Here is a 23,531-nt window from a genome sequence, read left to right as displayed (position 1 = left end):
GTGACTTGCTGCGACCTGCGGACATAGGTCTGAGCTATGGCTCTGTGCGCCTTCTCGTCTTTGTGGCGCAGGCCATAGCGATGGTCGACTGTTCCAGTACCACCGACCGCGGTTCGTGCTCGGTGAGTACCTGGAACACAGGAGCGTGATGTGAGCGAGCTTCACCTACCCAACCGGATACGCCACTCGGCGTCGACACGGCCGTCCGATCCGGCAATCACGTGCGGCGACCGAACGTTGACTTGGGCTGAGCTGGATGGCGAGACCAGCACCTTGGCGAGTGCGCTGGCAGAAGTGACCACAACGGGTGCTCGTGTCGGTGCGCTACTGCGGATGGGGCTCGAAGGTGCGGAAACCTTCATCGCATGTGCGAAGGCAGGCGCTGTGTTCATACCGTTGAACTGGCGGCTCAACCCACTCGAACTCGTCGACATCGCCGAGGACGCGGAGCTCGACGTCTTGATCGTCGATGACGAGTTCGCCGCGGGGGCGGCGGCGATGTCCGCAGCGTTGCCGGACATCGAGGTCATAACCGTGGGAGCTGCAGGGGGCCTGCCGGATTCGCGAACCTGGGCGGAGTTCGTGGCATCAGGGACCGGTGTCGACCCCGGACACGGGCACGATCCGGACGCAGCAGTTCTGCAGCTGTACACGTCCGGGACAACCGGCCGGCCCAAGGGCGTCGTGGCCACGCACCGGAATCTGTACAACGAGCCCGAGGGGTTCGATGTCTACGAATTCGGTTCGAATGCAGTCGCACTCGATGCACTTCCCCTCTTTCACATCGCCGGTGCCGGCTGGATGAGTACATGCTTGTCGGCCGGAGTGCCTTTGGTGCTGCTCGGAGACATGGCGCCTGCTCGGGTCGCTGATGCCATCGCGACCCACCGCGTCACCCACGCATTTCTGGTGCCTGCAGTCATTCAGACGCTGGTAGATCTGCCGACTCTCGACAGTTTCGATCTGACCAGCCTGGAGGTGGTCGCCTATGGGGCGTCACCGATCACTCCGGCGCTCCTCGCCCACGCGATGACTGTCTTGAACTGCAAATTCGTTCAGCGATACGGGATGACCGAGACGACGGGTTCGGTATCCGTCCTTCGTGCTTACGACCATCATGTGAGCGGGCCGCGTTCGGAGTTGCTTCGCTCTGCGGGCAAGCCGATGATCGGCGTCGAGATCTCGATTCGAGACGTCACCACTGGTGAGGAATTGCCGCCCAATAATTCCGGTGAGATCGTCGCGCGCAGTAGAAACAACACTCGCGGATACTGGCGACGTGACCGTGAGACCGCCGAATTGTTCACCCACGACGGTTTCCTCCGAACGGGGGACGCCGGCCATCTGGACGACGAGGGGTATCTGTTCGTCACCGATCGACTCAAGGACATGATCGTCACCGGCGGAGAGAACGTCTATCCGATCGAGGTGGAATCCATTCTGGCCGAGCACCCCTCGGTCGCCGAGGTCGCAGTGGTCGGGGTTCCCGACAAGCGCTGGGGTGAATCCGTGACCGCAGTGGTCAAGCTGGTCGACGGTGCCGACGTGCCGAGCGTCGACGAGTTGATCGCCTTCAGTACAGCGAAGTTGGCGTCGTACAAGAAACCTCGCCAGATCCATTTCGTGGACTCCCTACCTCGCAACGCGAGCGGGAAACTGCTCAAGTCGAGCCTGCGGACCATGCTGAACGCGAGCGGAGAAGCATCATGATCGTGACCGAAGACGTCGGTGTCGCACAACGTGAGGCATGGGCGAACAAAGTCCTTCCACCGGTCGAACAGGTGCGGGACGGATTGTGGTCGATCCCTGTTCCCATGCCGGACAACCCTTTGCGCTACGTACTCGTCTACGCACTCGCGCTCGACGACGGACTTGCCCTCATCGACGTCGGTTGGGATCACGAACAGTCGTGGCAGGCTCTCGTCGACGGCATAGCATCGATCGGATACCACATTTCCGAAGTGCGCTATGCGGCAATCACGCACCTGCATCCCGATCACTTCGGTCTGGCGCCGCGTCTTCGGCAGGTCAGCGGCGCAACGCTTGCGATGCACGTGGCCGACGCGACGCTCCTCGGATACCACGGTCCCGAGCAGACCCGCGACGACATCAGTGGCTGGAACCTGCAATTGTCCGAACTCGGCGCACCGGCCGAAGTGCTCGACGCGTCTCGGGTCGACCTGGTGCGGTTCGCCGAGCATGAAACCATCGACATTGTTCTGGGAGATGGTGATTCACTCGATCTTCCCGGGTGGAATCTCCGGGCCCAGTGGACACCGGGGCACACTCCCGGACATCTCTGCTTCGTGGAAGAGGACAGAGGCTTGTTGTTCAGCGGCGATCACATGCTGCCGAGGATCAGCCCGAACATCTCCACGATTCCCGGTGAACTCGAGAACCCGCTTCATCGTTATCTTCTCTCGCTCGAGGCGACGACAACACTGGGCGAGTGCGAAGTGCTTCCGGCACATGAATATCGATTCCGTGGGATCGCCGATCGTGCACGTCAATTGATGGGGCACCACGAGGAGCGATTGGCGGAGATCGTGGCTGCGGTGCAGGATGAGCCTGAATCCACGGCCTGGGAACTCTCACGCACGATCTCCTGGTCTCGCCCGTTCGAACAGATGTCGCCGCGACTACTTCGCTTGGCAGTCCGCGAAACCCATGCTCATCTTGTTGTTTTGGCCAAGCGGGAGATCGTGACACCGTCCGGCGGCACACCCGTGCGCTGGAGCATTCGCGCGCAGTGACCTTTCAAGAATCTCATCACGGAAGTAGGAACCGAACATGAGCGTCGTGCTCACCGACTTCGCCGACGGCGTTGCCGTCATCACCCTCAATCGTCCCGAGGCCAAGAACGCGGTCAACCTGGAACTCGCACAGGCACTCGCCGCCGCGATCGACGAGTTCGAGGAACGCCCCGATCTCACCATCGGCATTCTGACCGGATCTGGTGGAACCTTCTGCGCCGGTATGGATCTGAAGGGATTTGCGCGCGGAGAGCGGCCATCGCTACCGGGTCGTGGTTTTGCCGGTCTGACCGAGGCACCGCCGTCGAAGCCGCTGATCGCAGCCGTCGAAGGTTGGGCACTCGCCGGCGGTTGCGAACTGGCCTTGGCGGCCGACTTGATCGTGGCGTCCACGGACGCGAAATTCGGCCTGCCCGAAGTGAAGCGGGGACTTGCCGCGGCCGCCGGCGGACTCCTACGTCTGCCGAAAATTCTTCCGTATCAGTTGGCCATGGAAATCGCGATCACGGGGGATCCACTCAGTGCCACCGTGGCGCATCATCACGGCTTGGTCAATCGGCTCGCCGAACCGGGACACGCGCTGACCGTCGCACGCGAGCTTGCGGCCCGAGTAGCGGCTAACGGTCCACTGGCTGTTCGCGCGACCAAGCAGGTACTGGCAATGTCCGCCAAATACACCGATCCGGATGCCTTTGTCGCGCAACGCGAATTCATCGATCCGGTCTTCACCTCTCGTGATGCCAAGGAGGGCGCCACGGCATTTGCCGAGAAGCGCTCTCCCGTGTGGAGTGGTTCATGAGTGCCGAGACGATCGAGCGTGCGGCCGTAAGCATCGAACGAGACGGTGCTGTCGCGACGATTGTTCTCTGTCGGCCGCACCGCCGCAACGCTCTCGATCTCGACGCCTGGATCGCTCTACGTGAAGCAGTCCTCGAACTTCAAGAGGACGCGCAGATTCGCTCGGTAATCCTGACCGGCGCGGATGGGACCTTCTGCGCGGGCTCCGATCTGGACAAGCGTGGCTCGTCGCACCCGCTCGATCGCATGCGTGTCATCAACGCAACGGCAATCGCACTGAGTGAGTTTCCCAAACCTCTGGTGGCGAAGGTCGACGGGTTTGCCGTCGGAGCCGGATGGAACATGGCGTTGCTCTGCGACTTCGTCGTGGCGGCCAAGGGTGCGAAGTTCAGCCAGATCTTTGCCAAACGGGGGTTGTCTGTCGACTTCGGTGGTTCGTGGATCCTGCCGAGACTGGTCGGCCTCCAGCAAGCCAAGCGACTGGTGATGCTTGCCGAGACGATCGACGCACAGGAAGCCTACGAGCTCGGGTTGGTGACTTATCTGGTCGAACCGGCCGAGCTGGACGAACACACGTCAACACTGGCGCAGCGGCTCGCCGCCGGCCCGCCGGCCGCACTGAGTCAGTCTGCCGCCATGCTCGAACATCACACCTCCCTCTCGTTGCGGGAGGCGTTGGACAACGAGGCGAGGGCGCAAGCGGTCAATTTTGCGACGGATGCCACCGACGCGGTTCGTGCCTTCGTGGAAAAGCGGGAGCCGATCTTCACCGGAGAGTGGGCCGTACCAGGGGCAACTCGGGTGGAGTGAGCGACGGATCGCTGGTCGTATGATGGATGAGTGGATCTGCACTTCGTCACCTACTTCGTCGCTGTTGTCGACCACGGTGGGATAACGAAGGCCGCTCAGGCTCTCTACATTTCGCAGCCCTCGCTGTCACAGGCAATTCGTACGCTCGAGCGTCGACTCGGCGCCACGCTGTTCGACCGGACGGGCAGGCGGTTGGTTCTTACCGACGCGGGCCGCACGTTCGATCTCGCGGCCAGGAGAATCCTTGCCGACGTCGAGCGCGCGAAGGCGAAAGTGACCGCCGTTCGCGAACTCGAGTTCGGTCGTGTCGACGTCGTCTCGTACTCGGCGTTCTCGATCGATCCGATGGTCGAGTTGGTCCGGCGATTCCGGGCCAACTTCCCGAAGATCGTCGTGCGTGTTCTCGACACGTACGGCCCGGCCGGGGTCGACAATGCGTTGCGGCGAGGGTCGGCCGAGGTCGGCGTCACCGATCTGAGTATCGGGTACGAAGGTTTGGTCACGGCTCCGATTGCCACTCAGGAGTTGGTGCTCGCCACCCATGCGTCGTTGTCCGGCCGACTTGCAACGCCGTTGGCGGATCCGGTTCCGCGAGCGCTCTTGCACAGTTTGCCGCTTGTGGTCGATCTCGGTGATCAATCGAATCAGTTCCGGGGCTTGCTCAGCGAAGGCGCCGAGAACGTAGTCGTGGACTGTGTCCACCCTGTGACCACGTGGGAACTCGTGCGTCGAGGAATCGGCGCCACTGTAGTGCCGAGAAGGGTTGCACAACAGCAGATGACAGACGTCTGCGCCTTCTCCTTCGATCCGCCGCTGACACGCGACGTCGGTATCGTCTATCGCTCGGGCGAGCAATCCCCGGCGGCCGCTGCATTCATCGCGACGGCTGCGGAAATGGCCACCTCCGCCGTTCCGTCCACGGAAGAGGAGTGAACTGTGGAGTTCCGGCAGATGGAGTACTTCCTCGCAGTGGTCGAGAACAAGGGGATCAACGGCGCCGCAGCGGCTCTCGGCGTTGCTCAGCCGACCGTGTCACAAGCGTTGCGCGGGCTCGAACGTGAACTGGGAGTGAGGCTGTTTCACCGCATCGGGCGCGGCATGGTGCTCAGTGCTGCCGGTCGCAGTCTGGTCGGCCCGAGTCGACAGGTTTTGCGAGACGTAGCTGCGGCGGCTGAACAGTTGACGGCATCCGATGGCGCCATCGTCGGTCGCCTCGACATCATGGCTTTCCCTGCACTGACCTCGGGGACGATCGTCGATCTGATTGCGGAGTTCTGTCGACGGTATCCGCAAGCACGAGTCAGATTCTCGGAACTCGAGCGTGAGGACAATCTGGAAAGTCTCATCCGGGACGGCCACTGCGAATTCGCGGTGGCTCATCTGCCGCTCGAGGCGGGCGAAGGGCTCGAAATCGTCGAATTGGGGGAGCAGGAATACCGCCTGGTCTACCCGGCTGGAACAGAACTACCCGAGGGGCCGGTACGCCTTTCGGAAATGCCGGACATTCCCATGGTATTCGTTCCTCGCGGGGCAGCGATGGGTGACGCGATCGAAGATTCGATCCGAAAGGCCGGTACCAGAACGGAACTCGCGGTGGTGACCGAGCAACGGGAGTCGCGGCTCCCGATGGTCATCGCCGGACTCGGCGGCTCGTTGGTCGAGCGCTCGGTGGCGAAATCGATGCCTGGTCAGGTGGTGGAACGGGCCTGCGAGCCGAGATTCCTGCGTGCGTACGGTCTCGCCTTCGACCCCTCGACGTTGTCGCCGGTGGGACAGGTATTCGTGAACCTGATCCACGAGTACCTGTCCGACGAACGCCGGTCACAGCACTAGAGTCGGCAGATACGTTCTCGCGCGGCAGAGTACTCGGCGGCGAGACGTTCTACTACTGCATGCGTCGGAAGGACTGCATCGATCGCTCCGATGCCCTGTCCGGCGCCCCAGATGTCACGCCAGGCCTTGGTATCGGTGTCGTTGGTCGCGAAACTCATTGCGGATGGATCGGATTCGGCCAGGTTGTCGGGGTCCAAGCCGGCGGCAACGATGCTGCCCCGCAGGTAGTTTCCGTGTACTCCGGTGAACAGGTTGGAATAGACGATGTCGGAGGCCCCTGAATCCACGATCATCTCCTTGTACGCAGGATCCGCGTTAGCCTCTTCGGTTGCGATGAAAGCTGATCCGACGTATGCCAAATCGGCCCCGGCCGCGAGCGCAGCGAGAATCGAATCACCATGAGCGATGGCACCTGACAACAGCAGTGGACCGGCGAACCACTCACGAATCTCCCGAATCAGGGCAAACGGCGACTGCCTACCGGCATGGCCACCGGCCCCGGCAGCTACCGCGATCAGTCCGTCGGCGCCCTTCTCGATCGCCTTGCGTGCAAAGCGATTGTCGATGACGTCATGGAGAACGATTCCGCCGTATGCGTGGACTGCGTCGTTGATGTCGGTGCGAGCGCCGAGGGACGTGATGACGATCGGAACCTCGAACTCGGCGATGGTCGCCAGATCCTCTTCCAGGCGGTTGTTGGACCGGTGGACGATGAGGTTGACGGCAAATGGCGCCGATGGATTCTCCGGGTGCTCACGATCATGTTCCTCACGAGCCACGGTGATCAGTTTGAGCCAATCCCGAAGTGCCGACTGCGGACGAGCATTCAGTGCCGGGAAGGACCCGATGATGCCAGAGGTGCACTGCGCGATGACGAGGTCAGGGGTCGAGATGATGAACATCGGTGAAGCGAGAACCGGGACACGCAGTTGCGACGTCAGGTCTGCGAAGGTCGTCACCTGGAACCGCCTTTCTGATCGACGGATTCGAGAAGTCTCGAGCGGAGGTCGGTCTTGAGGACCTTACCGGCAGCCGATGTCGGAAGGAGTTCTACCTCGACGACTTCGCGAATCTTCTTGTACGGCAGCACCTGCTCGGCGACGAACGCCTTGATCTGCTCGGCGTCGAACTCGGTGCCCGGAATCATCACGACGAAGGCTACGGGCTCCTGGCCGTTGCTCCCCACTTCGCGGCCGACGACCGCGGCAGTCGAGATCGCCGGGTGCGAGACCAGAATCTCTTCCAGTTCACGCGGATAGACGTTGTATCCCTTGTAGATGAGCATGTCCTTGGCCCGGTCACAGATGAAGAGGTATCCGTCCGAGTCCAGGTACGCGATGTCTCCCGTGTCCAACCAGCCGTCGACGAACTGTTCTGCGGTGGTTTCCGGGTGTCCGAGATAGCCGTCGGTGACCTGAGGCCCACGCACCCACAGTTCGCCGCGTTCGTTCTCGCTTAGAACGGTCTTCCGGTCGAGCTGATCGCGAATCTGGATTTCGGTGTCGAAGATCGGGAGGCCGACGCTGCTCTGCCGATATTCCGAGCCGTTGATCAGCGGAGCGGCCGTGACCACACAGGTGGCCTCGGTCAGCCCGTAGCCTTCGACGACGAGCGCTTTGGGAAATGCCCGGCGGAGTGCGGCGAGCGTGACACTGTCGATCGGGGCAGCACCCGAAGAGACGACGCACACGCTGTCGGTGTTGCGCACCGTGGCGTCGGGATGAACCGACAGTGCGTGCCACATGGCGGGAGACCCGGTGAGATAGGTGGCCTCGTGCTTTTCGATCAGCTCGAGCATCCGGCCGGGTTCGAACCGACCGGCAAACACCTGGGTGAGACCGGAAATCAACAGGAACGACGTGTTGAGCAACGAATGTGCGTGGAAGAGAGGGGAGACAACGATGGTCGCCCCGGTCCCGGGCGTCGGACCGAGCACGTCGAGGCCATCGATGCGTCGAGGAGTGACGAGACCTTCAGGATCTGCATCCAACTCGTGACCGGTTCTCCACCCACACATCTGTGTGATGTTGCCGACGACGTTGCGGTGAAGAACACGAACACCTTTGGAGACTCCGGTGGTTCCGCCGGTGAACGCGATGTGTGCGATGTCGTCGCTACGAACCGAGGCAGGGGTGAATTCGGTGGGTAGATCGGCGATGAAGGAGTCGAATGCGACGACCGACTCCGGTGTGTCGAGCGCGCCCTCGGTGTCCTGGACCATCACGATCGTACGCACGGAGGTTCCTGAAGCGGCCGCGAGCAGTACGTGCAGCTGCGAACTCTGAGTCACTGCAGCAACGGCGGACGTCTCCTCGATCTGCTTGCGCAGGCCGAGCTCTGGCTGCAGTGGGTTGACCAATGTGACTGTCGCCCCGGCCTGTAGGCATCCGTAGTAAGCCTGGAGGAACTCGACGCAGTTCCCGAGGTGCATCAACACCACGTCGCCGACGCCCACCCCGGCTTGCCGCAGTGCGCCGGCGAATTGCGCACTGCGCTGGCCGAGTTCGCGGAAGGTGCACGTACGCTCGCCGTCCACGACGGCGAGGCGGTCACCGTAGAGCGCCGCCATGCTGGGCGCCCAGTACGCCATGGTGGTATCCGGGTATTGCATGTTGTGCCGCAGTTGTGGATTGGCGATCACGCTGGTGCCCGTCACCGGGGAGCCATTCGGATAGCGCCGTCGAGTCTGATGGTCTCGCCGTTGAGGTAGCCGTTCTCGAGCATCGAGACGGCGAGCTGGCCGAACTCGTCCGGACGACCCAGTCGTGAGGGATTGGGAACAGAGGCTTCGAGGGCCGTGCGCACGTCTTCGCGTAGGCGCGCCAGGAGGGGAGTGTCCATGATGCCGGGAGCAATGGTGTTGACGCGGATTCCGCGGCTGGCGAGATCGCGGGCAGCGGTGACCGTCATACCGACGATGCCGGCTTTGGACGCTGTGTAGTTGATCTGACCGATCTGACCTTCGAATGCTGCGACCGACGCCGTCATGACGATGGCACCTCGCTCACCGTCCACGGCGTCGAGTTCCGCCATCCGCTCGGCGCCGAGACGGAGTGCGTTGAACGAACCGACAAGATTCAGCTTGACGACGAACTCGAAATCTTCGACCGATCCGGCTTTTCCGTCCTTGTCGAGAATGCGCATACGACGCCCGGCGCCCGCGCAGTGGACGACGCCGCGGAGGCCGCCGCGCTCGTGCGCCGCGTCGAGTGCTTCGGCGAATTGTTCGCTGTCGGTGACGTCGGCCGGGGCGAATTGTGCGGCAGCACCGAGATCGGCCGCCACCTGCTTACCGTCGGACGAAGGCAGATCGATCAACGTGACCTGCGCTCCGGCGTCGAGCAGCCGTCGAGCGGTTGCCAGGCCGAGGCCTGAAGCGCCGCCGGTGATCGCGGTGGAAAGTCCCTCGAGTTTCATGGATCAATTCTTCTTTCCTGCTGGATGACGTGTCGGCCCGAAAGCGTTGTCGGGTCAGATCAATTCGAGAATGGTCGCATTGGCCATGCCGCCGGCCTCGCACATCGACTGGAGACCGTAGCGAATTCCGTTGTCGCGCATGTGATGTGCCAGGCGAGTCATCAAGATCGCACCTGATCCGCCGAGTGGGTGGCCGACCGCGATAGCGCCGCCGAGCGGATTCACACGATCGATGGCTGCGCCGGTTTCAGACTGCCAGGCAAGCGGGACGGGGGCGAATGCCTCGTTGATCTCGAAGGCGCCGATGTCGTCGATGGACAATCCGGAGCGATCCAATGCCTTTGCGGTGGCGGCAATCGGACCGGTGAGCATGATGACCGGGTCGTCGGCTGCGACCACTGCGGTGTGAATACGAACGAGCGGCTTCCACCCACGTGCCCGGGCGTACTCGCTGGTCGTGACGAGTGTGGCGCCCGCCCCGTCGGAGATCTGAGAAGAGTTGCCGGCGTGGATGGCACCGTCGGCGTCGAAGGCCGGGGGCAACTTCGCGAGCGACTCCACACTTCCGCCTCGCCGAATGCCTTCGTCCTGGGACAAGCCCGCGATCGGAGTGATCTGCCCGGTGAATGCCCCTTCATCGGTGGCACGGGCCGCGAGTTCGTGTGAGCGGAGGGAGTATTCGTCCAGAGCTGTTCGTGTGAGTGCCCATTTCCGGGCCATCATCTCGGCGCCGGTCCCCTGGCTGAAACCGTCCACCCCGTAGCGTTCGAGTACCGAAGCCGGAAAATGCTCACCGTTCTTGCTGGCGGTACCCATCGGTACTCGTGACATCGATTCGACGCCTCCGGCTACGACCACGTCGTTCTGACCGGAGATGACGGTGGCCGCAGCAAAGGAAACTGCCTGCTGGCTCGATCCGCAGGCCCGGGTCAGTGTGACGCCGGGAACGCTGTCGGGCCAGCCGGCAGCGAGTGCCGCTGTGCGGGCGATGCTTCCGGCCTGCTCGCCGACCTGACTGACGCAACCCCAGATCACGTCGTCGACCGTCGCCGCGTCGAGTCCGGTCCGTTCAGCGAGCGCACGCAGTACATGGGCGGACAACTCGGCCGGATGGATCTCCGAGAGGGCGCGGCCGCGACGGCCGATCGGTGTACGTACTGCGTCGACGATGACGGCATCTCGCATGTATCTCTCCTGCTGTTCGTGCCCGGTTCTGCGACTGTGCGGTCGGGGCGTGTCTCGAGTCGATCACGAGCGGGTCGACCCGGCAATGTCTTTCGGTGAATGGCTTTGTTAGCGAATGGCTATACGTGGAGTACTCAGCCTCGGATGAGCTTGCGATCGCGCTCGGGATTGGCGAAGACGAGGACCAGAACCGCGGCGATCACTCCGATGACGCCGATTGCCTGGAAGGACTGGGCGTAGCCGTCGGCCGGGGTTGCAGCGTTGTCCACGATGACTCCCGTTGCGTAAGGAGCAATCAGGCCACCGATCGACATGATGGCGAGGAAGAATCCCATCGTTCCGGCAGTCTGCTGCGGCGGGCACAGCTCCGAGATCGCAGCGTTGATGAGCGGGAAGGTGATTGCCGAGAACCCGTAGCCGATCGAGACCATGGCGACAGCGACGATGGGAGTGGAGATCTGTGGCAGGAACAGGAGAATCGATCCGCAGATCAGAACGCCGACACAGGGAACGATGACGCGAACCGTACGAGAGGTGAAGCCGCGGCCGATCAACTTGTCCGTGACGGAACCGGAGGTGATCATGAGGACGAGACCGACGATCGAGGGCAGCGCGAACATCGAACCGGCCTGCATAGCACTGTATCCGAGGCCGACCTCGAAGTACGACGGCAACCAGGTGAGAACGACGGTGGTCAGCGCGTAGATGGTCGCGATGAGGAAGCAGCAGCTGACGAACGTGCGGGAGAGCAGGATCTTGCGCCACGGAACGTTGGGCTCGGTGACCGCCTTCGTGGCTGTCCCGGCTGCCTCGGTTGCTTCTGTATCTGCAGTCTTGGTCGCCTTGACGGCCTTGCTCGTGTACGGGCCCTCGGACCAACCGGCCAGCCAGCAACCCATCCACACGAGACCGAGAACGGAGAGCGAGAGAACCGCTGCGCGCCAGCCGTAATGAACGGCGATGAAGGTCAGTACCGGCGCGAGGGCGATCTTTGCGACAGAGGCGGATCCGGCGAGCATTGCGCCGGGAAGGCCGCGCTTGGCCGGCGGGTGCCACGAGTACGCCGCGGTGTGCATCAGCGCCGAACTGGGGCCTTCGGCAAATCCGAGGAGCATGCGCGAGACGATCAACATCGCGAGGCTGGCGCCGAGAACGAGGGGGAGCATGACCACGGACCAGATTGCGGCCAGGATCAACAGCGCCCAACGTAGGGTCAGGTACTTGTTGAGCGGTCCGGCGAGGAATCCACCGATGCAGAACATCAGGAAGAAGAGCGAGCCGACCATGCCGATTTGCGAAGACTTCAGTCCGAGCTCACGAGCGAGGGGCTGAGCGATGATTCCGAGGACTGCCTTGTCCGCGTAGTTGACGATGTAGAGGAAAACGACGAGCCCGGTCATCGTCCACGCACGCTTGCGGGTACCGAAGACGGGAACTGCTGACGAATCTGGCGTTGCTGTTGCTTCGGGCTGGACGTCGTTACGCTGTGGCGCGATGGGGGTCACGTGGCGTCCCTTCGAGACTGGTGGGCGGATGCGATCGTGCTCGAAGCGCGGCCTCGAAGCGATCGATGGTGGTGTGTTTGCCGGCTGACCCATTCAACGTGTTCTGGATCACTTTGAGCAATGTCGCGTCGATGATCGGAACGATAGCGGTTGCCTATGTATCGCAGGTCAGGCCATATTGGTACGCCCTATCGGACGCATAGCCGATGAGTGTTGGATCGAATGCGGAACATTGAGGCAAGGTGAGATCAGGATCACCCTGTCCCCTTGACCGACTGGAGTTCATACATGCAGCGCACCGTGTTCAACGAGGATCACGAGGCATTCCGGGCAACCGTTCGCGATTTCATCGCGAAGGAAGTAACCCCGGTCCACGAGAAGTGGGAAGAGGACGGTCACCCGCCCCGTGACTTCTACCGACGACTCGGAGAGCTGGGCGTACTCGGAATTCAGGTGCCGGAAGAATACGGCGGAGGCGGCGAGAAGTCGCTCAAGTTCAACGTCGTCGTCGCCGAGGAAGTTGCTGCCGCCGGGGCGTCGTTCGGCTCGCAGTCGGTGCATACGAACCTGATCCTGCCCTACCTGCTCGAGTACGCGAACGAAGAACAGAAGAGCCGCTGGTTGCCGGGCTTCGCTTCCGGAGATCTGATGTTCGCGATTGCGATGACCGAACCGGGAACAGGATCGGATCTGGCGAACATCGCGACCACGGCCAAGCTGTCGGAGGACGGTACGCACTACGTGGTCAATGGTTCCAAGACGTTCATCACCGGTGGAGTACTTGCCGACCGCGTCCTGGTGGTGTGCCGTACCGCGCCCAGCACAGCGGAGAACCGGCGCACGGGGTTGTCGATTCTGGTGATCGATACGTCGTCGCCCGGATACTCGGTGGGGCGCAAGATCAACAAGATCGGGCTCAAGACCTCCGACACTGCGGAGCTTTCGTTTGTCGACGTCAAGGTGCCCGTCGAGGACCGACTCGGAGAAGAGGGCGACGGCTTCAGCTATCTGACCCACAACCTGGCTCAGGAGCGGTTGACCATCGCGTTCGGAGCGGCCGCCACTGCCAGTGCAGCGCTTCGCTTTGCCATCGACTACGTCAAGGACCGCAAGGTGTTCGGCAAGCCGGTCGCGGCCTTCCAGAACACCAAATTCGTTCTGGCCGAATGCGCTACCGAGGTTGATGCCATCCAGCTGGTGTCCGACAACGCACTCGAATGTCATGACCGCGGCACTCTGACGATTCCCGACGCAGCGAAGGCGAAACTGTTCTGCACCGAGGCGGCAGGTCGAGTGATCGACAAGTGCCTCCAATTGCACGGCGGGTACGGCTACATCACCGAGTATCCCATCGCGCGTCTTTACGCAGACACGCGTGTCACACGAATCTACGGTGGCACAAGTGAAGTCATGAAGACCATCATCGCGAAGGATCTTGGTCTCTGACGCACTCTCGACATGTTGTCGGCCTCGGAACAAGTGTTCCGAGGCCGAAAACATCTTCCGGGTAGGTCAGTTCGCCGGAACCCCGACCACGCCGTCCGCGATCAGCGTCGAGGCGTGATCGGCGTTGGTTCCGAGGATGTCGGCGAGCACCGCGATCGAATCGCCGCCGACCTCGGAGGCGGGTCCGGTACCCAGGTGTGCGCCGTCGAACGAGGCAGGATTGGCGGCAGCCAGGTAGCTTCCGATTCGAGGTTGATCGAGTGCGGAGAACATCGGGTTGTTCTCCAGTTCGCCAGATTTCACCACTTCCTCGAAACTGCGGTACCTCTCGAACAGAACCGACGATGTGTCCAGCGCTGCAGCGATCTCGGCGCCGCTGTGTTCCCGGAACCAATGTGAGAACAGAGCAGTGAGTACCTCTCGATGACGGTAGCGATCCGCTTCGGTGGAGAAGTCGGCTCCGAGCGCAGCTTCGACAGCGTCGACAGCCGCCGTGGTGCCGGTGACCGACGCAAGGTCGCGGAAATGGCGGGTAGTGAGTGCAACGATCATGAACCGTTCGTTGTCGCTGGAGACGAAATCGATTCCGTACGTGCCGTAGACGGCGTTTCCGCCGGACTCGCGACTGCGACCGTTCACTTGTACCTCGGTGAGGTAACCGAGGGTTCCCGCGGTGGCCAATGCGACGTCTTCGAGTGGGAGCGTGATCCGAGATCCATGTCCGGTCGAGTCACGTTGGCGCACTGCGGCAGTGATCGACAGGGCGGCGTAGAGCCCGCATGCGACGTCCCAGGCGGGCAGTGCGTGGTTGACAACTCCGGCGTAGTCGGCGGGGCCGGTGATCTGTGGAAATCCCAAGGCGGCGTTGACCGTGTAGTCGACTCCGGGGCTGCCGTCGCGGCGTCCGAGGATCTCGAGGGTGATGACGTCGCTACGCAACTGGGCCAGGGAGTCGTGGCTCATCCACTTACGGCCGCCGGCGTTGGTGACCAGGATTCCGCCGCCAGGTCCCGGCGCCGTGACCAGTCGGCGTATCAGTTCTTGGCCGCGTTCGGCGCGCATGTCCACTGACAGTGACCGTTTGCCTTTGTTGAGTCCGGTCCAGTAGATGCTCTCGCCCTTGTCTGTGACGGGCCAGCGATTGTAATCGGAGGCACCTCCGATCGGGTCGATCCGGATCACCTCGGCGCCGAGTTGGGAGAGCGTCAGTCCGCACAGCGGCGCGGCGACAAAGCTCGAGACCTCGACGATGCGAAGCCCGGACAGCGGGCCTGGGCTCTGAGTCATGTGTGGTCCTCCGTGATAGAAGAGTGTGTGCTCATGCCATCAACACGGTGAAACGCCAGTCGAGAACCGGAGTTTGTGTTGCAGAAGCATTGTGGGAGAACACGAGCGAACGCAGTTGCACTGCGGTTCCGTGTTCGAGGGGCGACGAGTTTTCGACGTGCAGTTCGCTCGTGAGGGTATCGCCCTCGTGAACGGGTCCGGTGTGATCGCACGAGTGCCACCCGAGAACCGTCACCACGTTGGGCAGAGCGCGAGTCGCCTGGGCGAGTGCGATCCCGATGGTGTGGCCGCCGTAGACGAGGCGACCGTGGGCGCCGACGCGATCGTCGTGGTGCGTCGCTGCGATGTTCAAGCTCAGCCGGGCAAGTTCGGGTGCGCTGGAGACGACGTCGCCGCTGCTGTGGAAGACGGAGCCCACCAAATCGGAATCGAAGTGCCTGCCGGGTACCCGCTCTCGATACGTGTCGAGGTCCCAACCGTCAGGTGATACGTACGGAGCCGGTTCGGACGGACCGATCGCCCCGAGGTCGTCGGCGTGGCGAGTTCTCGCCTCGATCGGGTCGGGGCTCAGGGGGAGCATGGCGCAGCGGTAGAAGTCGAGGACCGTGTTGCCGTTCTGATCAGCAGACGTCATCCGTAGCGCGGCAAGTCCGGTGGCGCCGCGTCCCGGCTTGGCCGAGTTCTCGCGTAGACCGACAACCTCGGTGCGCGTGTACAGGGTGTCACCGAGTACCGGGAAACGGTGGAATCGCAGTCCACGGTAGAAGAGGTTCGCCTTGACGTGGTGTGTGACCACGGTTGACTGGCCGATGGCGATGTCGGTGACCAGTCCTGGATTTGCCACTGGTGCACCGGAACCCGTGACGCTCGACGACAAGTGTGCGTCGAGAGGCAGGCGCATGCGGTCACCGAGGATCGCCTGATGGGAGGCGGCGAGTCCACTGGTCAACGTCACCGCGGGGGCTTCGTCGAAGATCTGACCATGGGTGAGCTCGTCGAAGTACGGGCCTCCCACGTAGTGCTCGCTCATACGGTGACTCCTTCGGCTCGGGCAAGCGTACGACGCGCTGCCACGGCCACAGCTTCGTCGAGCATCTGGCCGTCGAGTTGGGCGGCACCCGAACCCAGGGTTTCGGCTTCTTCGAGTGCGGTCAGTACCCGTCGGGCGTCATTGACGGCGTCGTCCGAAGGAGTGAATGCGGTAGTGGCCGAGTCGATCTGCGCCGGGTGGATGACCCATTTGCCGTCGAACCCGAGAGCGCTGGTCCAGTGCGCGGCGCGGCGGAAAGCGTCGTCGTCGGTGATGCCGAGAAAGGGCCCGTCGATGGCTGCGACGCCGGCTGCGCGGCAGGCGATCAGAATTCTGTCCTGGACGGCAAGCCAGTGTTCAGGCAGTGCCGAGCGTGAACGGCCGAGCGCTGCACCGAGATCGGCGTATCCGATGATCGCGGCTTGGAGACGAGGGGTCGCGCGGGCGATGGAGTCGGCATTCTGGACGCCGAGCGGAGTTTCGATCAGGGCTTGCAGGGTGGTGTGGTGCCCACCGGCAGTGAAGAGGATGTGCTCGGCCTCGAGTAGTTCGTCGGCGGACTCGACCTTCGGGACGATCACGCTCGTCAGCGATTCTCCCAGGGCGCCGCAGGCGATCAGGTCGTCGCGGGCCCATGGTGTGGTCAGGCCGTTGATTCGGACCGAGATGGTGCGCGCCCTACCGAACTCGTGCACCAAGGTGCTCACGAGGGTTCGCGCCAGGTCCTTGTTCGCCGAAGTGACGGCATCTTCGAGGTCGAGAATCACCTCGTCTGCGTTCGAGAAGAGTGCTTTGCGTGCCTTGCGCTCGTCTGAACCCGGCGCGACCAGGGACGCGCGACGTCTGGTGGCGCGGTAGTGGTTCTCGTCCATAGTGTGTCGATTACCTCGATCTGGAAATCAAATGTACGGCCAGTTGTGAAGTGGATGAGCTGCCGTGAACGGCGTTGATGTGCACCGAACTGCCTCGATGCTGGCAGTTGCTGCGTATCGATGTCAAGGCGCGGTATTGACATTGCGCGAACAATATCGAAATATGGCCGTACAAACTTATTTCAAGTCGAGGCGGATTTATGCTCAAGCTCAACGACGAAGAGACATTCCTGATCGAAACCGTGCGCCGGTTCGTCGACCGAGAGGTCAAGCCCACGGTCCAGGAGGTGGAGCACGCGAACGAGTATCCCGAGAAGTGGATCGATCAGATGAAGCAGATCGGGATCTACGGGCTCGCGATTCCCGAGGAGTACGGCGGATCGCCGGTGTCCATGCCCTGTTATGCGCAGGTGACGCAGGAACTGTCACGCGGATGGATGTCCCTGGCGGGGGCGATGGGCGGTCACACGGTGGTCGCGAAACTCATCTCGCTGTTCGGTACCGAAGAGCAGAAGGTGAAGTACCTGCCGCGAATGGCAACCGGCGAGATCCGGGCAACGATGGCCCTCACCGAGCCCGGCGGAGGTTCCGATCTGCAGGCCATGACAACCAACGCCAAGAGCGACGGCACAGATCTGGTCGTCAACGGCGCCAAGACATGGATCACCAATGCCCGCCGATCCGGCGTGATCGCCTTGCTGTGCAAGACCGATCCAAGCGCAAGCCCTCGTCATGCGGGCATCTCGATCGTTCTCGTCGAGCACGGCGAAGGGCTGACCGTCTCCCGCGACCTCCCGAAGCTCGGATACAAGGGCGTCGAGAGTTGTGAACTGTCCTTCGACAATTACCGCATCTCCGAGTCGGCCATTCTGGGCGGTACTCCCGGAAAGGGTTTCGGTCAGATGATGAAGGGGCTCGAGACCGGCCGTATCCAGGTGGCTTGCCGCGCACTGGGCGTCGCCACGGCCGCACTCGAGGATTCACTTGCCTACGCGCAGCAGCGCGAGAGCTTCGGCCAGCCGATCTGGAAGCACCAGTCGATCGGCAATTACCTCGCCGACATGGCAACGAAGCTGACGGCCGCACGGCAGCTGACGTGGCACGCGGCGCAGATGTACGACAGCGGCGAGCGGTGCGACATGGAGGCGGGCATGGCCAAGCTGTACGCCTCCGAGGTGGCGATGGAAATCGCTTTGTCCGCCGTCCGCATCCACGGCGGTTACGGCTACTCGACGGAGTACGACGTCGAGCGGTATTTCCGTGATGCACCACTGATGATCGTCGGGGAGGGAACCAACGAAATTCAGCGCAACGTGATCGTTTCGCAACTGGTTGCCCGCGGCGGTCTGTGACGGACCGGTGAGCAAGTAGGATCATGTCGCTATGAGCGGTAAGGAAAGAGAGACGGAGCCGGCGTACCAACGCCTCTCTCGTGAGCTTCGTCAGCAGATCTCTGCCGGTACCTACCGCGACGGCATTCAACTGCCCACCGAATCCGAACTGGCGCAGCATCACGGCGTGAGTCGGCAGACGGTCCGCCGAGCCTTTCACGATCTGGTTGCCGAGGGCATCGTGTACCGAGTACCCGGGCGCGGAACGTTCGTGACCGAGAACAGCGGCCGCTATCTCCGTCATCTCGGATCCATCGAAGATCTCATGAACCTTTCGCGGGACACGACGATGGAAGTTGTGTCACCGCTGCAACGGCGCGTGGACATCGAGGCGGCCAGTCGTCTTCGGCTCGACACCGACGTCGTGTACACCGTGGTCTTCCGGCGGATACACGAGGGAGTTCCGTTCGTGCAGACGACGGCGCATCTGCCGGAGGCGATCGCGCGGCAGATCATCGACCTGCCCGCCATGGCGGCCGGTGCGGTGAGCGCCAATACGGTGATCGGGTTGCTGGAACCGCTGATCGACAGTCCGATTGTCGAAGCAGCACAATCGATCACGGTGTCCCCGGCCACGGCGGACGTTGCCAGGGACGTCGATTGCGAAATCGGCCACGCCATGTTGCGGGTGGACCGTTTGTACTCCAACGCGCAGGGCGTTGCCAACGAGTTGTCGGTGAGCTATTTCTTGCCGGAGCAGTACACGTATCGGGTCACGCTGCGCCGCGGCGCACATTGACGCTGCGCCGCGGCGCACATTAGCGCTGCACTTTTCTTTGCTGTTCAACACCTTTCAGGAGAGAACTATGCGAATTTTCAACGGAATCGACGAAGTGGAGACGGCTGTCGGTGAGCACTTGGGCTACAGCGCGTGGTTCCCGGTCACACAGGACCGGATCGACAAGTTCGCCGACGCCACCGAGGATCACCAGTGGATTCACGTGGATCCCGAGCGCGCAGCGCAGGGTCCGTACGGCGGCACCATCGCCCACGGCTATCTGACTCTTTCGTTGTTGCCGGTGCTCGGCGCTCAGGTGATGCGTGTCGACGGAATCTCCATGACCGTGAACTACGGAAGCAACAAGGTGCGATTCCCCGAACCGGTCAAGGTCGGTTCTTCGGTGCGGGCAGGTGCGGAGATTCTTTCCTTCGAGCGCACCGCGAAGGGCGCGACGATAGTCGTGCGGTACACGATCGAAATCGAAGGAGCGGGTAAACCTGCGCTGGTAGCGGATACCGTGCGCCTGTTGGTCTCCTGAATCCTTTTCCATTCTTCCAGAACGAGATTCGAGGTCAGTTGTGAAACGAGCAGCATTGGTCGCGCCGGTCAGAACCGCAGTGGGCCGTTTCGGAGGGGCACTTCGTGACGTGCCTGCGGAAAGTCTGGCTGCCACCGTCGTCAAGGAGACCGTGCGTCGTAGCGGAATCGATCCGTCCCGCATCGACGACGTCGCGATGGGGCAGTCGTATGCCAATTCGGAGGCACCGTGCATCGGAAGGTGGGCGGCGCTCGAGGCCGGGTTGCCGATTTCGGTAGCCGGCTTCCAGACGGATCGCCGATGCGGAACGGGTCTGCAGGCCATCGTTTCCGCGGCCATGATGGTCCAGACGGGTGCGGCCGACGTGGTTCTCGCGGGTGGCGTCGAATCGATGAGCGGGATCGAGCACTACACCACCGGAGCGCGGTGGGGCACCAGATCCGGTGGGCTGCAACTGTTCGACCGCCTCGATCGTGGCCGCGAGCGCTCGCAACCCGAGTGGCGATTCGGTCGGATCAGCGGAATGATCGAAACGGCCGAGAACGTCGCGACACGCTGCGGGATCACGCGGGAAGAGTCGGACACCTTCGCCGTCGACAGCCACCGAAAGGCAACACTGGCAAGAGAATCCGGCCGCTTCGATGCCGAAATCGTCGCCGTCGAACTGACGGATCGAAAAGGGAACGTCACACAGTTTCGTGCTGACGAGGGGATCCGTCCGGATACCTCACTCGAAACCTTGGCACGGCTGCGTGCGGTAACCGAGGGAGGCGTCGTGACCGCCGGTAACGCCAGCCAGCAGAACGACGCTGCGGCAGCGATGTTGGTTGTAGCCGAGGATCGTCTGGACGAGCTGGGGCTGGAACCCATCGGGTTCCTCGACAGTTGGGCCGCGGCCGGTTGTGAACCGGCGCTGATGGGCCTCGGGCCGGTTGCCGCCGTCTCGAAACTGTTTGCTCGCACCGGGGCAGGCTTTGCCGATTTCGATCTGGTCGAGCTGAACGAGGCGTTTGCGTGCCAGGTTCTCGGCGTCGTGAAGGAATGGGGATTCGAGGACCTCGATCGCCTGAACGTCAACGGTTCCGGCATCTCGCTCGGGCACCCCGTGGGAGCGACGGGTGCGCGTATGGCAACAACCGCGCTTCACGAACTCGGCCGACGCGGCGGCGGAAAAGCGCTGTTGACCATGTGTATCGGCGGTGGCCAGGGTATGGCGGCCGTGGTGGAGTCTGCCTGACGAGGTTCGCTTCTGGGTACACTTGCGGCGGGGGATCGGAAGTTCTACGGAGGCAGTCGGTTGACGAATGCAGGCGCAGCAGACACCAGTGGCGCGCTGAGCGTCGAGGATGTTCGTCGCGCCAGGGCCGCACTCGAGGGTTTGGACGTCACCAGTTGGTCCGGTCGCTTCGAGCTTCTCTCCGACACCAACCGTCTGCGTCTGTTGCTCTGCCTTCATCACGCACCGGGTATCTGCGTCACGGATTTGTCCGTGGCGCTGGGGATGAGCGGCACAGCCGTCTCACATGCGCTGCGGCTACTGCGTAGCCAGGGGTGGGTGAGCGCGACCCGCGACGGCCGATCGATGCGATACCAACTGGCGGACGACACCGTTCACCAGCTGCTGCATTCGATCGGCGCCACACATTTTCACGACGAGACACCCACCCCCGGGCACACGCACAGCTGAGCGCTACTCAAGGAGTCGCGAAGAACTTCTCGACGGCCGGCGCAGCGTTCGGGTTTCCGTTGGTGATTCCTGCGCCGACTCCGGCAACCGTGCCGATGACTCCACCGACGATGCAGCCGGCGATGAAGTTCGGGAAGATCGACAGGCAGCCGATTCCGACGCCGAGGTTGGCTCCGATCAGGGTCGACTGCAGACCACCGTTGTTCCAGCCGATATTGACCTCGTTGGCCATCGTGTCGAACGCGGCCTGCTTCGGATCGTTACCGGGGAAGAGCATCAACGCCGCCTGGCTGTTCGACTCTGCGGTCGGTGTCAGTAGGGGTTGGGACGGATCGAAGCCCGCATTCGGGGGCGCTGCGACCGCGGTGCCGGCTCCGGCGCCGACTGCGGCGACGACGAGTACGGACATGGTGAGAGTTCGGGACAGTTTCATGGGGACGGCCAATCTGTCTGTGTGGAACCAGTCGTGAATGGTGGCGGTGCAGTTCGTTAACCAGAACTCCACCGTCTGGATCGATCGTGCGGACCTCCTCGGGCACAACGGGACCCGTCGTCTCCGCGCGACGGGCCGTGTTTGGTGGCTACCCGACTCCGAGTGCCCTGAAACCGCCTAGTCTCATTCGTTTTTCGACAACCGCGCACGCAATTCTTCGACCTCGGCAGTAAGCCGATCTACCTCGGCTTGCAGGGGTTGGCGTGCCAGAGCGAGGGATTCGTCCATGCGCTCCTTGTCGAAGCGTGGCGTGATGTTTCGACTGCAGTTCCAGTCGAACGCTTCGACGTCGATGACGATGGAACGCTGGGCTTTTGCCGTCATGGTGCCGCCGGGGACTTGCAAGAGCTGTTGCAGTAGTGCAGGGTCCTCGTCCGCTTCGATCACCTGCGCACGCCCGTAGATCTTCAATCTCGTTCGCGTCGGGTAATCGATGACGAACAGCGAGATGCGATTGTTCTCTTCCAGATTGCCGAGCGTCACGAATTGCTGATTGCCGGGGAGATCGGCGAATCCGATTCGATTCGGGCCCAACACATGCAGGAATCCGCGCGGGCCGCCGCGATGTTGGACGTACGGCCAACCGTCGGGCGTCACCGTGGACATGAAGAAGGAATCCACGGATTTCACGAATCCCTGCGCGCGGAAATCGAATTCCATCGGGCCCTCGTCGGGCTGATCGAGTTTCGAACCGTACACGGTGAAACTTCCGGTCGACCGCTGACGCTCCACCGCAGCGGGGGAGAAGGCGATGTGTGCGTATCGGGTCGACATTTTCCAACTCCTGATGCTCAGTGCCAACGGTGGTCGGCAACGGCAGTTCGCGGACCGAACTTGGGTTTGACGGCTTGCCCGCTGACCTGCAGGAGCCTCACGGCGCGGTATCGATGCGGTTGAAGGGGAGCGAGGTACTGCACCATCTCGGCGTCGTCGATCGGTTCACCCAGCAGTGACCACCCGACGACGGCAGAAAGGTGGTAGTCGCCGACCGAGAGTGCATCGGAATCGCCGAATGCACGCTGAGCCACTTCGGCGGCAGTCCAGATCCCGACGCCGGGTACCGCTCGCAACCGTTTGGTCGCCTCGGTCCTGGGGAACGTGGATGCCTGCTCGAGGCGGTCGGCGACGCGAGCGCACTGAACGATCGTCTTGGACCTCGCGGGATCGACGTTCGCGCGATGGAATTCCCATGACGGCATTCGACGCCATTGGTCCGCGGTGAGTGGAACTCGCATTCCGTCGGGCGCGGGGCCGGGTGGGCGCTCCCCGAACTTGGTCAGCAGGCGGCGCCACGCGGCGAATGCGTCGATGCCGTGGACTCGTTGCTCGAGGATCGCGGGAACGAGAGCTTCCATGACGCGGCCGGTGCGGCCGATGCGCAGATGAGGGAAGCGTCGATGAGCTTCGGCGAGCTTGGGATGTTCGGGGGCAAAATCTTCGGCTTCGTCGTCGAGACCGAGCAGCGCTTCGGCGCCGTTCAGGAATTCCGTGGCGCCGGGACCCCAGGCCTGTACCCGGACCGTATGGCGATCCGACTGGGTGATGCGGTAGGTCACAGGACCCGAAAGTTGGCGGGAAACTCGCCAGATCGCTCCGTCGGCTGACCGTCGATGTGCGGGGTCGCCGGGTCCGCGCTGATGCGGGCTGAGCGTCAGCGCGGCATCGAGTGGTCGCTGAGAAGTCACCGTGACTTCGTCGACCGGAGATAGCGGCGTCATCGAGGTCAGCGTATCGCCACCGTCCATCCTCCGTTAAGGCGTGTGTC

At 62.6% G+C, this 23,531-nt stretch carries 23 protein-coding genes; 12 read left to right on the top strand and 11 right to left on the bottom strand.

Annotated elements, in window-relative coordinates; genetic code table 11:
- Positions 1-150: 150 nt before the first annotated feature.
- From RHP72_RS25000 to RHP72_RS24975, 6 genes are read left to right on the top strand one after another with little or no spacing between them, the layout of a single operon-like run.
- A complete protein-coding gene (locus tag RHP72_RS25000) occupies positions 151-1,710 on the top strand; it encodes a long-chain-fatty-acid--CoA ligase (protein ID WP_064687749.1) in 1,560 nt (519 codons plus the stop codon).
- Positions 1,707-2,753: an MBL fold metallo-hydrolase gene (locus tag RHP72_RS24995; protein ID WP_064074251.1), complete on the top strand. Its 1,047-nt coding sequence runs from the start codon at positions 1,707-1,709 to the stop codon at positions 2,751-2,753. The genes RHP72_RS25000 and RHP72_RS24995 overlap by 4 nt, the downstream gene beginning before the upstream one ends.
- A 37-nt stretch (positions 2,754-2,790) precedes the next feature.
- On the top strand, positions 2,791-3,552 hold the full coding sequence (locus RHP72_RS24990; protein WP_030537194.1) for a crotonase/enoyl-CoA hydratase family protein: 762 nt from the start codon (positions 2,791-2,793) through the stop codon (positions 3,550-3,552).
- The gene (locus tag RHP72_RS24985) at positions 3,549-4,361 is read left to right on the top strand and encodes an enoyl-CoA hydratase/isomerase family protein (RefSeq protein ID WP_003939691.1); all 813 of its coding nucleotides are present in this window, start codon (positions 3,549-3,551) and stop codon (positions 4,359-4,361) included. Before RHP72_RS24990 ends, RHP72_RS24985 begins: the two co-directional genes overlap by 4 nt.
- Before the next feature lie 30 nt (positions 4,362-4,391).
- Positions 4,392-5,294: a LysR family transcriptional regulator gene (locus tag RHP72_RS24980; RefSeq protein WP_007729501.1), complete on the top strand. Its 903-nt coding sequence runs from the start codon at positions 4,392-4,394 to the stop codon at positions 5,292-5,294.
- 3 nt (positions 5,295-5,297) lie between these two features.
- A complete protein-coding gene (locus tag RHP72_RS24975) occupies positions 5,298-6,194 on the top strand; it encodes a LysR family transcriptional regulator (protein ID WP_003939949.1) in 897 nt (298 codons plus the stop codon).
- Here the strand turns inward: RHP72_RS24975 and RHP72_RS24970 are convergent.
- The 5 genes from RHP72_RS24970 to RHP72_RS24950 all read right to left on the bottom strand — a co-directional run bounded on the left by RHP72_RS24970 (position 6,191) and on the right by RHP72_RS24950 (position 12,394).
- Positions 6,191-7,096 carry a nitronate monooxygenase family protein gene (locus RHP72_RS24970; RefSeq protein ID WP_245361854.1) on the bottom strand — a complete coding sequence of 302 codons (906 nt, stop codon included), beginning with the start codon at positions 7,094-7,096 and terminating at the stop codon, positions 6,191-6,193. The genes RHP72_RS24975 and RHP72_RS24970 overlap by 4 nt on opposite strands.
- A gap of 53 nt (positions 7,097-7,149) precedes the next feature.
- Positions 7,150-8,805 carry an AMP-binding protein gene (locus tag RHP72_RS24965; protein WP_311094899.1) on the bottom strand — a complete coding sequence of 552 codons (1,656 nt, stop codon included), beginning with the start codon at positions 8,803-8,805 and terminating at the stop codon, positions 7,150-7,152.
- Positions 8,806-8,846: 41 nt separating this feature from the next.
- Entirely contained in the window at positions 8,847-9,611 is a 765-nt protein-coding gene (locus RHP72_RS24960) for an SDR family NAD(P)-dependent oxidoreductase (protein WP_003939944.1), read from the bottom strand.
- Between the two features lie 54 nt (positions 9,612-9,665).
- Positions 9,666-10,796 (bottom strand): thiolase family protein, encoded by a 1,131-nt coding sequence (locus RHP72_RS24955; protein WP_165638943.1) that lies wholly within the window; start codon positions 10,794-10,796, stop codon positions 9,666-9,668.
- A gap of 134 nt (positions 10,797-10,930) precedes the next feature.
- Positions 10,931-12,394, bottom strand: a complete 1,464-nt coding sequence (locus RHP72_RS24950; protein ID WP_172403434.1) for an MFS transporter — start codon at positions 12,392-12,394, stop codon at positions 10,931-10,933.
- Between the two features lie 195 nt (positions 12,395-12,589).
- On the opposite strand from RHP72_RS24950, the gene RHP72_RS24945 reads away from it, so the two are divergent.
- Entirely contained in the window at positions 12,590-13,747 is a 1,158-nt protein-coding gene (locus RHP72_RS24945; RefSeq protein ID WP_003940617.1) for an acyl-CoA dehydrogenase family protein, read from the top strand.
- Positions 13,748-13,813: 66 nt separating this feature from the next.
- Here RHP72_RS24945 and RHP72_RS24940 read toward each other — a convergent pair whose 3' ends face one another.
- The 3 genes from RHP72_RS24940 to RHP72_RS24930 are packed head-to-tail and all read right to left on the bottom strand — an operon-like array spanning position 13,814 to position 16,936.
- Entirely contained in the window at positions 13,814-15,034 is a 1,221-nt protein-coding gene (locus tag RHP72_RS24940) for a CoA transferase (RefSeq protein WP_064114217.1), read from the bottom strand.
- 31 nt (positions 15,035-15,065) lie between these two features.
- On the bottom strand, positions 15,066-16,064 hold the full coding sequence (locus RHP72_RS24935) for a MaoC family dehydratase (protein WP_030537188.1): 999 nt from the start codon (positions 16,062-16,064) through the stop codon (positions 15,066-15,068).
- A complete protein-coding gene (locus RHP72_RS24930; protein ID WP_030537187.1) occupies positions 16,061-16,936 on the bottom strand; it encodes a CoA ester lyase in 876 nt (291 codons plus the stop codon). The genes RHP72_RS24935 and RHP72_RS24930 overlap by 4 nt, the downstream gene beginning before the upstream one ends.
- A gap of 200 nt (positions 16,937-17,136) precedes the next feature.
- On the opposite strand from RHP72_RS24930, the gene RHP72_RS24925 reads away from it, so the two are divergent.
- From RHP72_RS24925 to RHP72_RS24905, 5 genes are all read left to right on the top strand, one after another.
- Entirely contained in the window at positions 17,137-18,288 is a 1,152-nt protein-coding gene (locus tag RHP72_RS24925) for an acyl-CoA dehydrogenase family protein (protein WP_003940468.1), read from the top strand.
- A 31-nt stretch (positions 18,289-18,319) separates the two neighbouring features.
- Positions 18,320-19,066 carry a GntR family transcriptional regulator gene (locus tag RHP72_RS24920; RefSeq protein WP_003940169.1) on the top strand — a complete coding sequence of 249 codons (747 nt, stop codon included), beginning with the start codon at positions 18,320-18,322 and terminating at the stop codon, positions 19,064-19,066.
- Between the two features lie 67 nt (positions 19,067-19,133).
- Complete coding sequence (locus tag RHP72_RS24915) at positions 19,134-19,586, top strand: MaoC family dehydratase (protein ID WP_003940415.1); 453 nt, start codon at positions 19,134-19,136, stop codon at positions 19,584-19,586.
- Between the two features lie 40 nt (positions 19,587-19,626).
- On the top strand, positions 19,627-20,823 hold the full coding sequence (locus tag RHP72_RS24910; RefSeq protein ID WP_042923990.1) for an acetyl-CoA C-acetyltransferase: 1,197 nt from the start codon (positions 19,627-19,629) through the stop codon (positions 20,821-20,823).
- Positions 20,824-20,883: 60 nt separating this feature from the next.
- On the top strand, positions 20,884-21,273 hold the full coding sequence (locus RHP72_RS24905) for a metalloregulator ArsR/SmtB family transcription factor (protein WP_003940184.1): 390 nt from the start codon (positions 20,884-20,886) through the stop codon (positions 21,271-21,273).
- 7 nt (positions 21,274-21,280) lie between these two features.
- On the opposite strand, the gene RHP72_RS24900 is transcribed toward RHP72_RS24905, so the two are convergent.
- From RHP72_RS24900 to RHP72_RS24890, 3 genes are all read right to left on the bottom strand, one after another.
- Positions 21,281-21,778 carry a hypothetical protein gene (locus RHP72_RS24900; protein ID WP_003940625.1) on the bottom strand — a complete coding sequence of 166 codons (498 nt, stop codon included), beginning with the start codon at positions 21,776-21,778 and terminating at the stop codon, positions 21,281-21,283.
- A gap of 111 nt (positions 21,779-21,889) precedes the next feature.
- On the bottom strand, positions 21,890-22,540 hold the full coding sequence (locus tag RHP72_RS24895) for a pyridoxamine 5'-phosphate oxidase family protein (RefSeq protein ID WP_003940212.1): 651 nt from the start codon (positions 22,538-22,540) through the stop codon (positions 21,890-21,892).
- A gap of 17 nt (positions 22,541-22,557) precedes the next feature.
- Positions 22,558-23,511, bottom strand: coding sequence for a DNA-3-methyladenine glycosylase 2 family protein (locus RHP72_RS24890; RefSeq protein WP_311093958.1), 954 nt, complete (start codon positions 23,509-23,511; stop codon positions 22,558-22,560).
- Between the last annotated feature and the right edge of the window lie 20 nt (positions 23,512-23,531).

This window comes from Rhodococcus sp. SG20037, from assembly GCF_031763325.1.
GTDB classification, from domain to species: domain Bacteria; phylum Actinomycetota; class Actinomycetes; order Mycobacteriales; family Mycobacteriaceae; genus Rhodococcus_F; species Rhodococcus_F qingshengii.
Note: the sequence above shows the minus strand (reverse complement) of the source record. Positions and strands in the feature narration are given on the sequence as shown.

Excerpts from the sequence above, each read along its gene's own strand:
- RHP72_RS24895 (WP_003940212.1), bottom strand. The coding sequence starts at position 22,540 with ATGTCGACCCGATACGCACACATCGCCTTCTCCCCCGCTGCGGTGGAG.
- RHP72_RS24995 (WP_064074251.1), top strand. The coding sequence starts at position 1,707 with ATGATCGTGACCGAAGACGTCGGTGTCGCACAACGTGAGGCATGGGCG.
- RHP72_RS24935 (WP_030537188.1), bottom strand. The coding sequence starts at position 16,064 with ATGAGCGAGCACTACGTGGGAGGCCCGTACTTCGACGAGCTCACCCAT.
- RHP72_RS24965 (WP_311094899.1), bottom strand. The coding sequence starts at position 8,805 with ATGCAATACCCGGATACCACCATGGCGTACTGGGCGCCCAGCATGGCG.
- RHP72_RS24925 (WP_003940468.1), top strand. The coding sequence starts at position 17,137 with ATGCTCAAGCTCAACGACGAAGAGACATTCCTGATCGAAACCGTGCGC.
- RHP72_RS24930 (WP_030537187.1), bottom strand. The coding sequence starts at position 16,936 with ATGGACGAGAACCACTACCGCGCCACCAGACGTCGCGCGTCCCTGGTC.
- RHP72_RS24940 (WP_064114217.1), bottom strand. The coding sequence starts at position 15,034 with ATGACTCAGAGCCCAGGCCCGCTGTCCGGGCTTCGCATCGTCGAGGTC.
- RHP72_RS24950 (WP_172403434.1), bottom strand. The coding sequence starts at position 12,394 with ATGGGTCAGCCGGCAAACACACCACCATCGATCGCTTCGAGGCCGCGC.
- RHP72_RS24970 (WP_245361854.1), bottom strand. The coding sequence starts at position 7,096 with ATGTTCATCATCTCGACCCCTGACCTCGTCATCGCGCAGTGCACCTCT.
- RHP72_RS24985 (WP_003939691.1), top strand. The coding sequence starts at position 3,549 with ATGAGTGCCGAGACGATCGAGCGTGCGGCCGTAAGCATCGAACGAGAC.
- RHP72_RS24920 (WP_003940169.1), top strand. The coding sequence starts at position 18,320 with ATGAGCGGTAAGGAAAGAGAGACGGAGCCGGCGTACCAACGCCTCTCT.
- RHP72_RS24945 (WP_003940617.1), top strand. The coding sequence starts at position 12,590 with ATGCAGCGCACCGTGTTCAACGAGGATCACGAGGCATTCCGGGCAACC.
- RHP72_RS24955 (WP_165638943.1), bottom strand. The coding sequence starts at position 10,796 with ATGCGAGATGCCGTCATCGTCGACGCAGTACGTACACCGATCGGCCGT.
- RHP72_RS24990 (WP_030537194.1), top strand. The coding sequence starts at position 2,791 with ATGAGCGTCGTGCTCACCGACTTCGCCGACGGCGTTGCCGTCATCACC.
- RHP72_RS24890 (WP_311093958.1), bottom strand. The coding sequence starts at position 23,511 with ATGGACGGTGGCGATACGCTGACCTCGATGACGCCGCTATCTCCGGTC.
- RHP72_RS24915 (WP_003940415.1), top strand. The coding sequence starts at position 19,134 with ATGCGAATTTTCAACGGAATCGACGAAGTGGAGACGGCTGTCGGTGAG.
- RHP72_RS24960 (WP_003939944.1), bottom strand. The coding sequence starts at position 9,611 with ATGAAACTCGAGGGACTTTCCACCGCGATCACCGGCGGCGCTTCAGGC.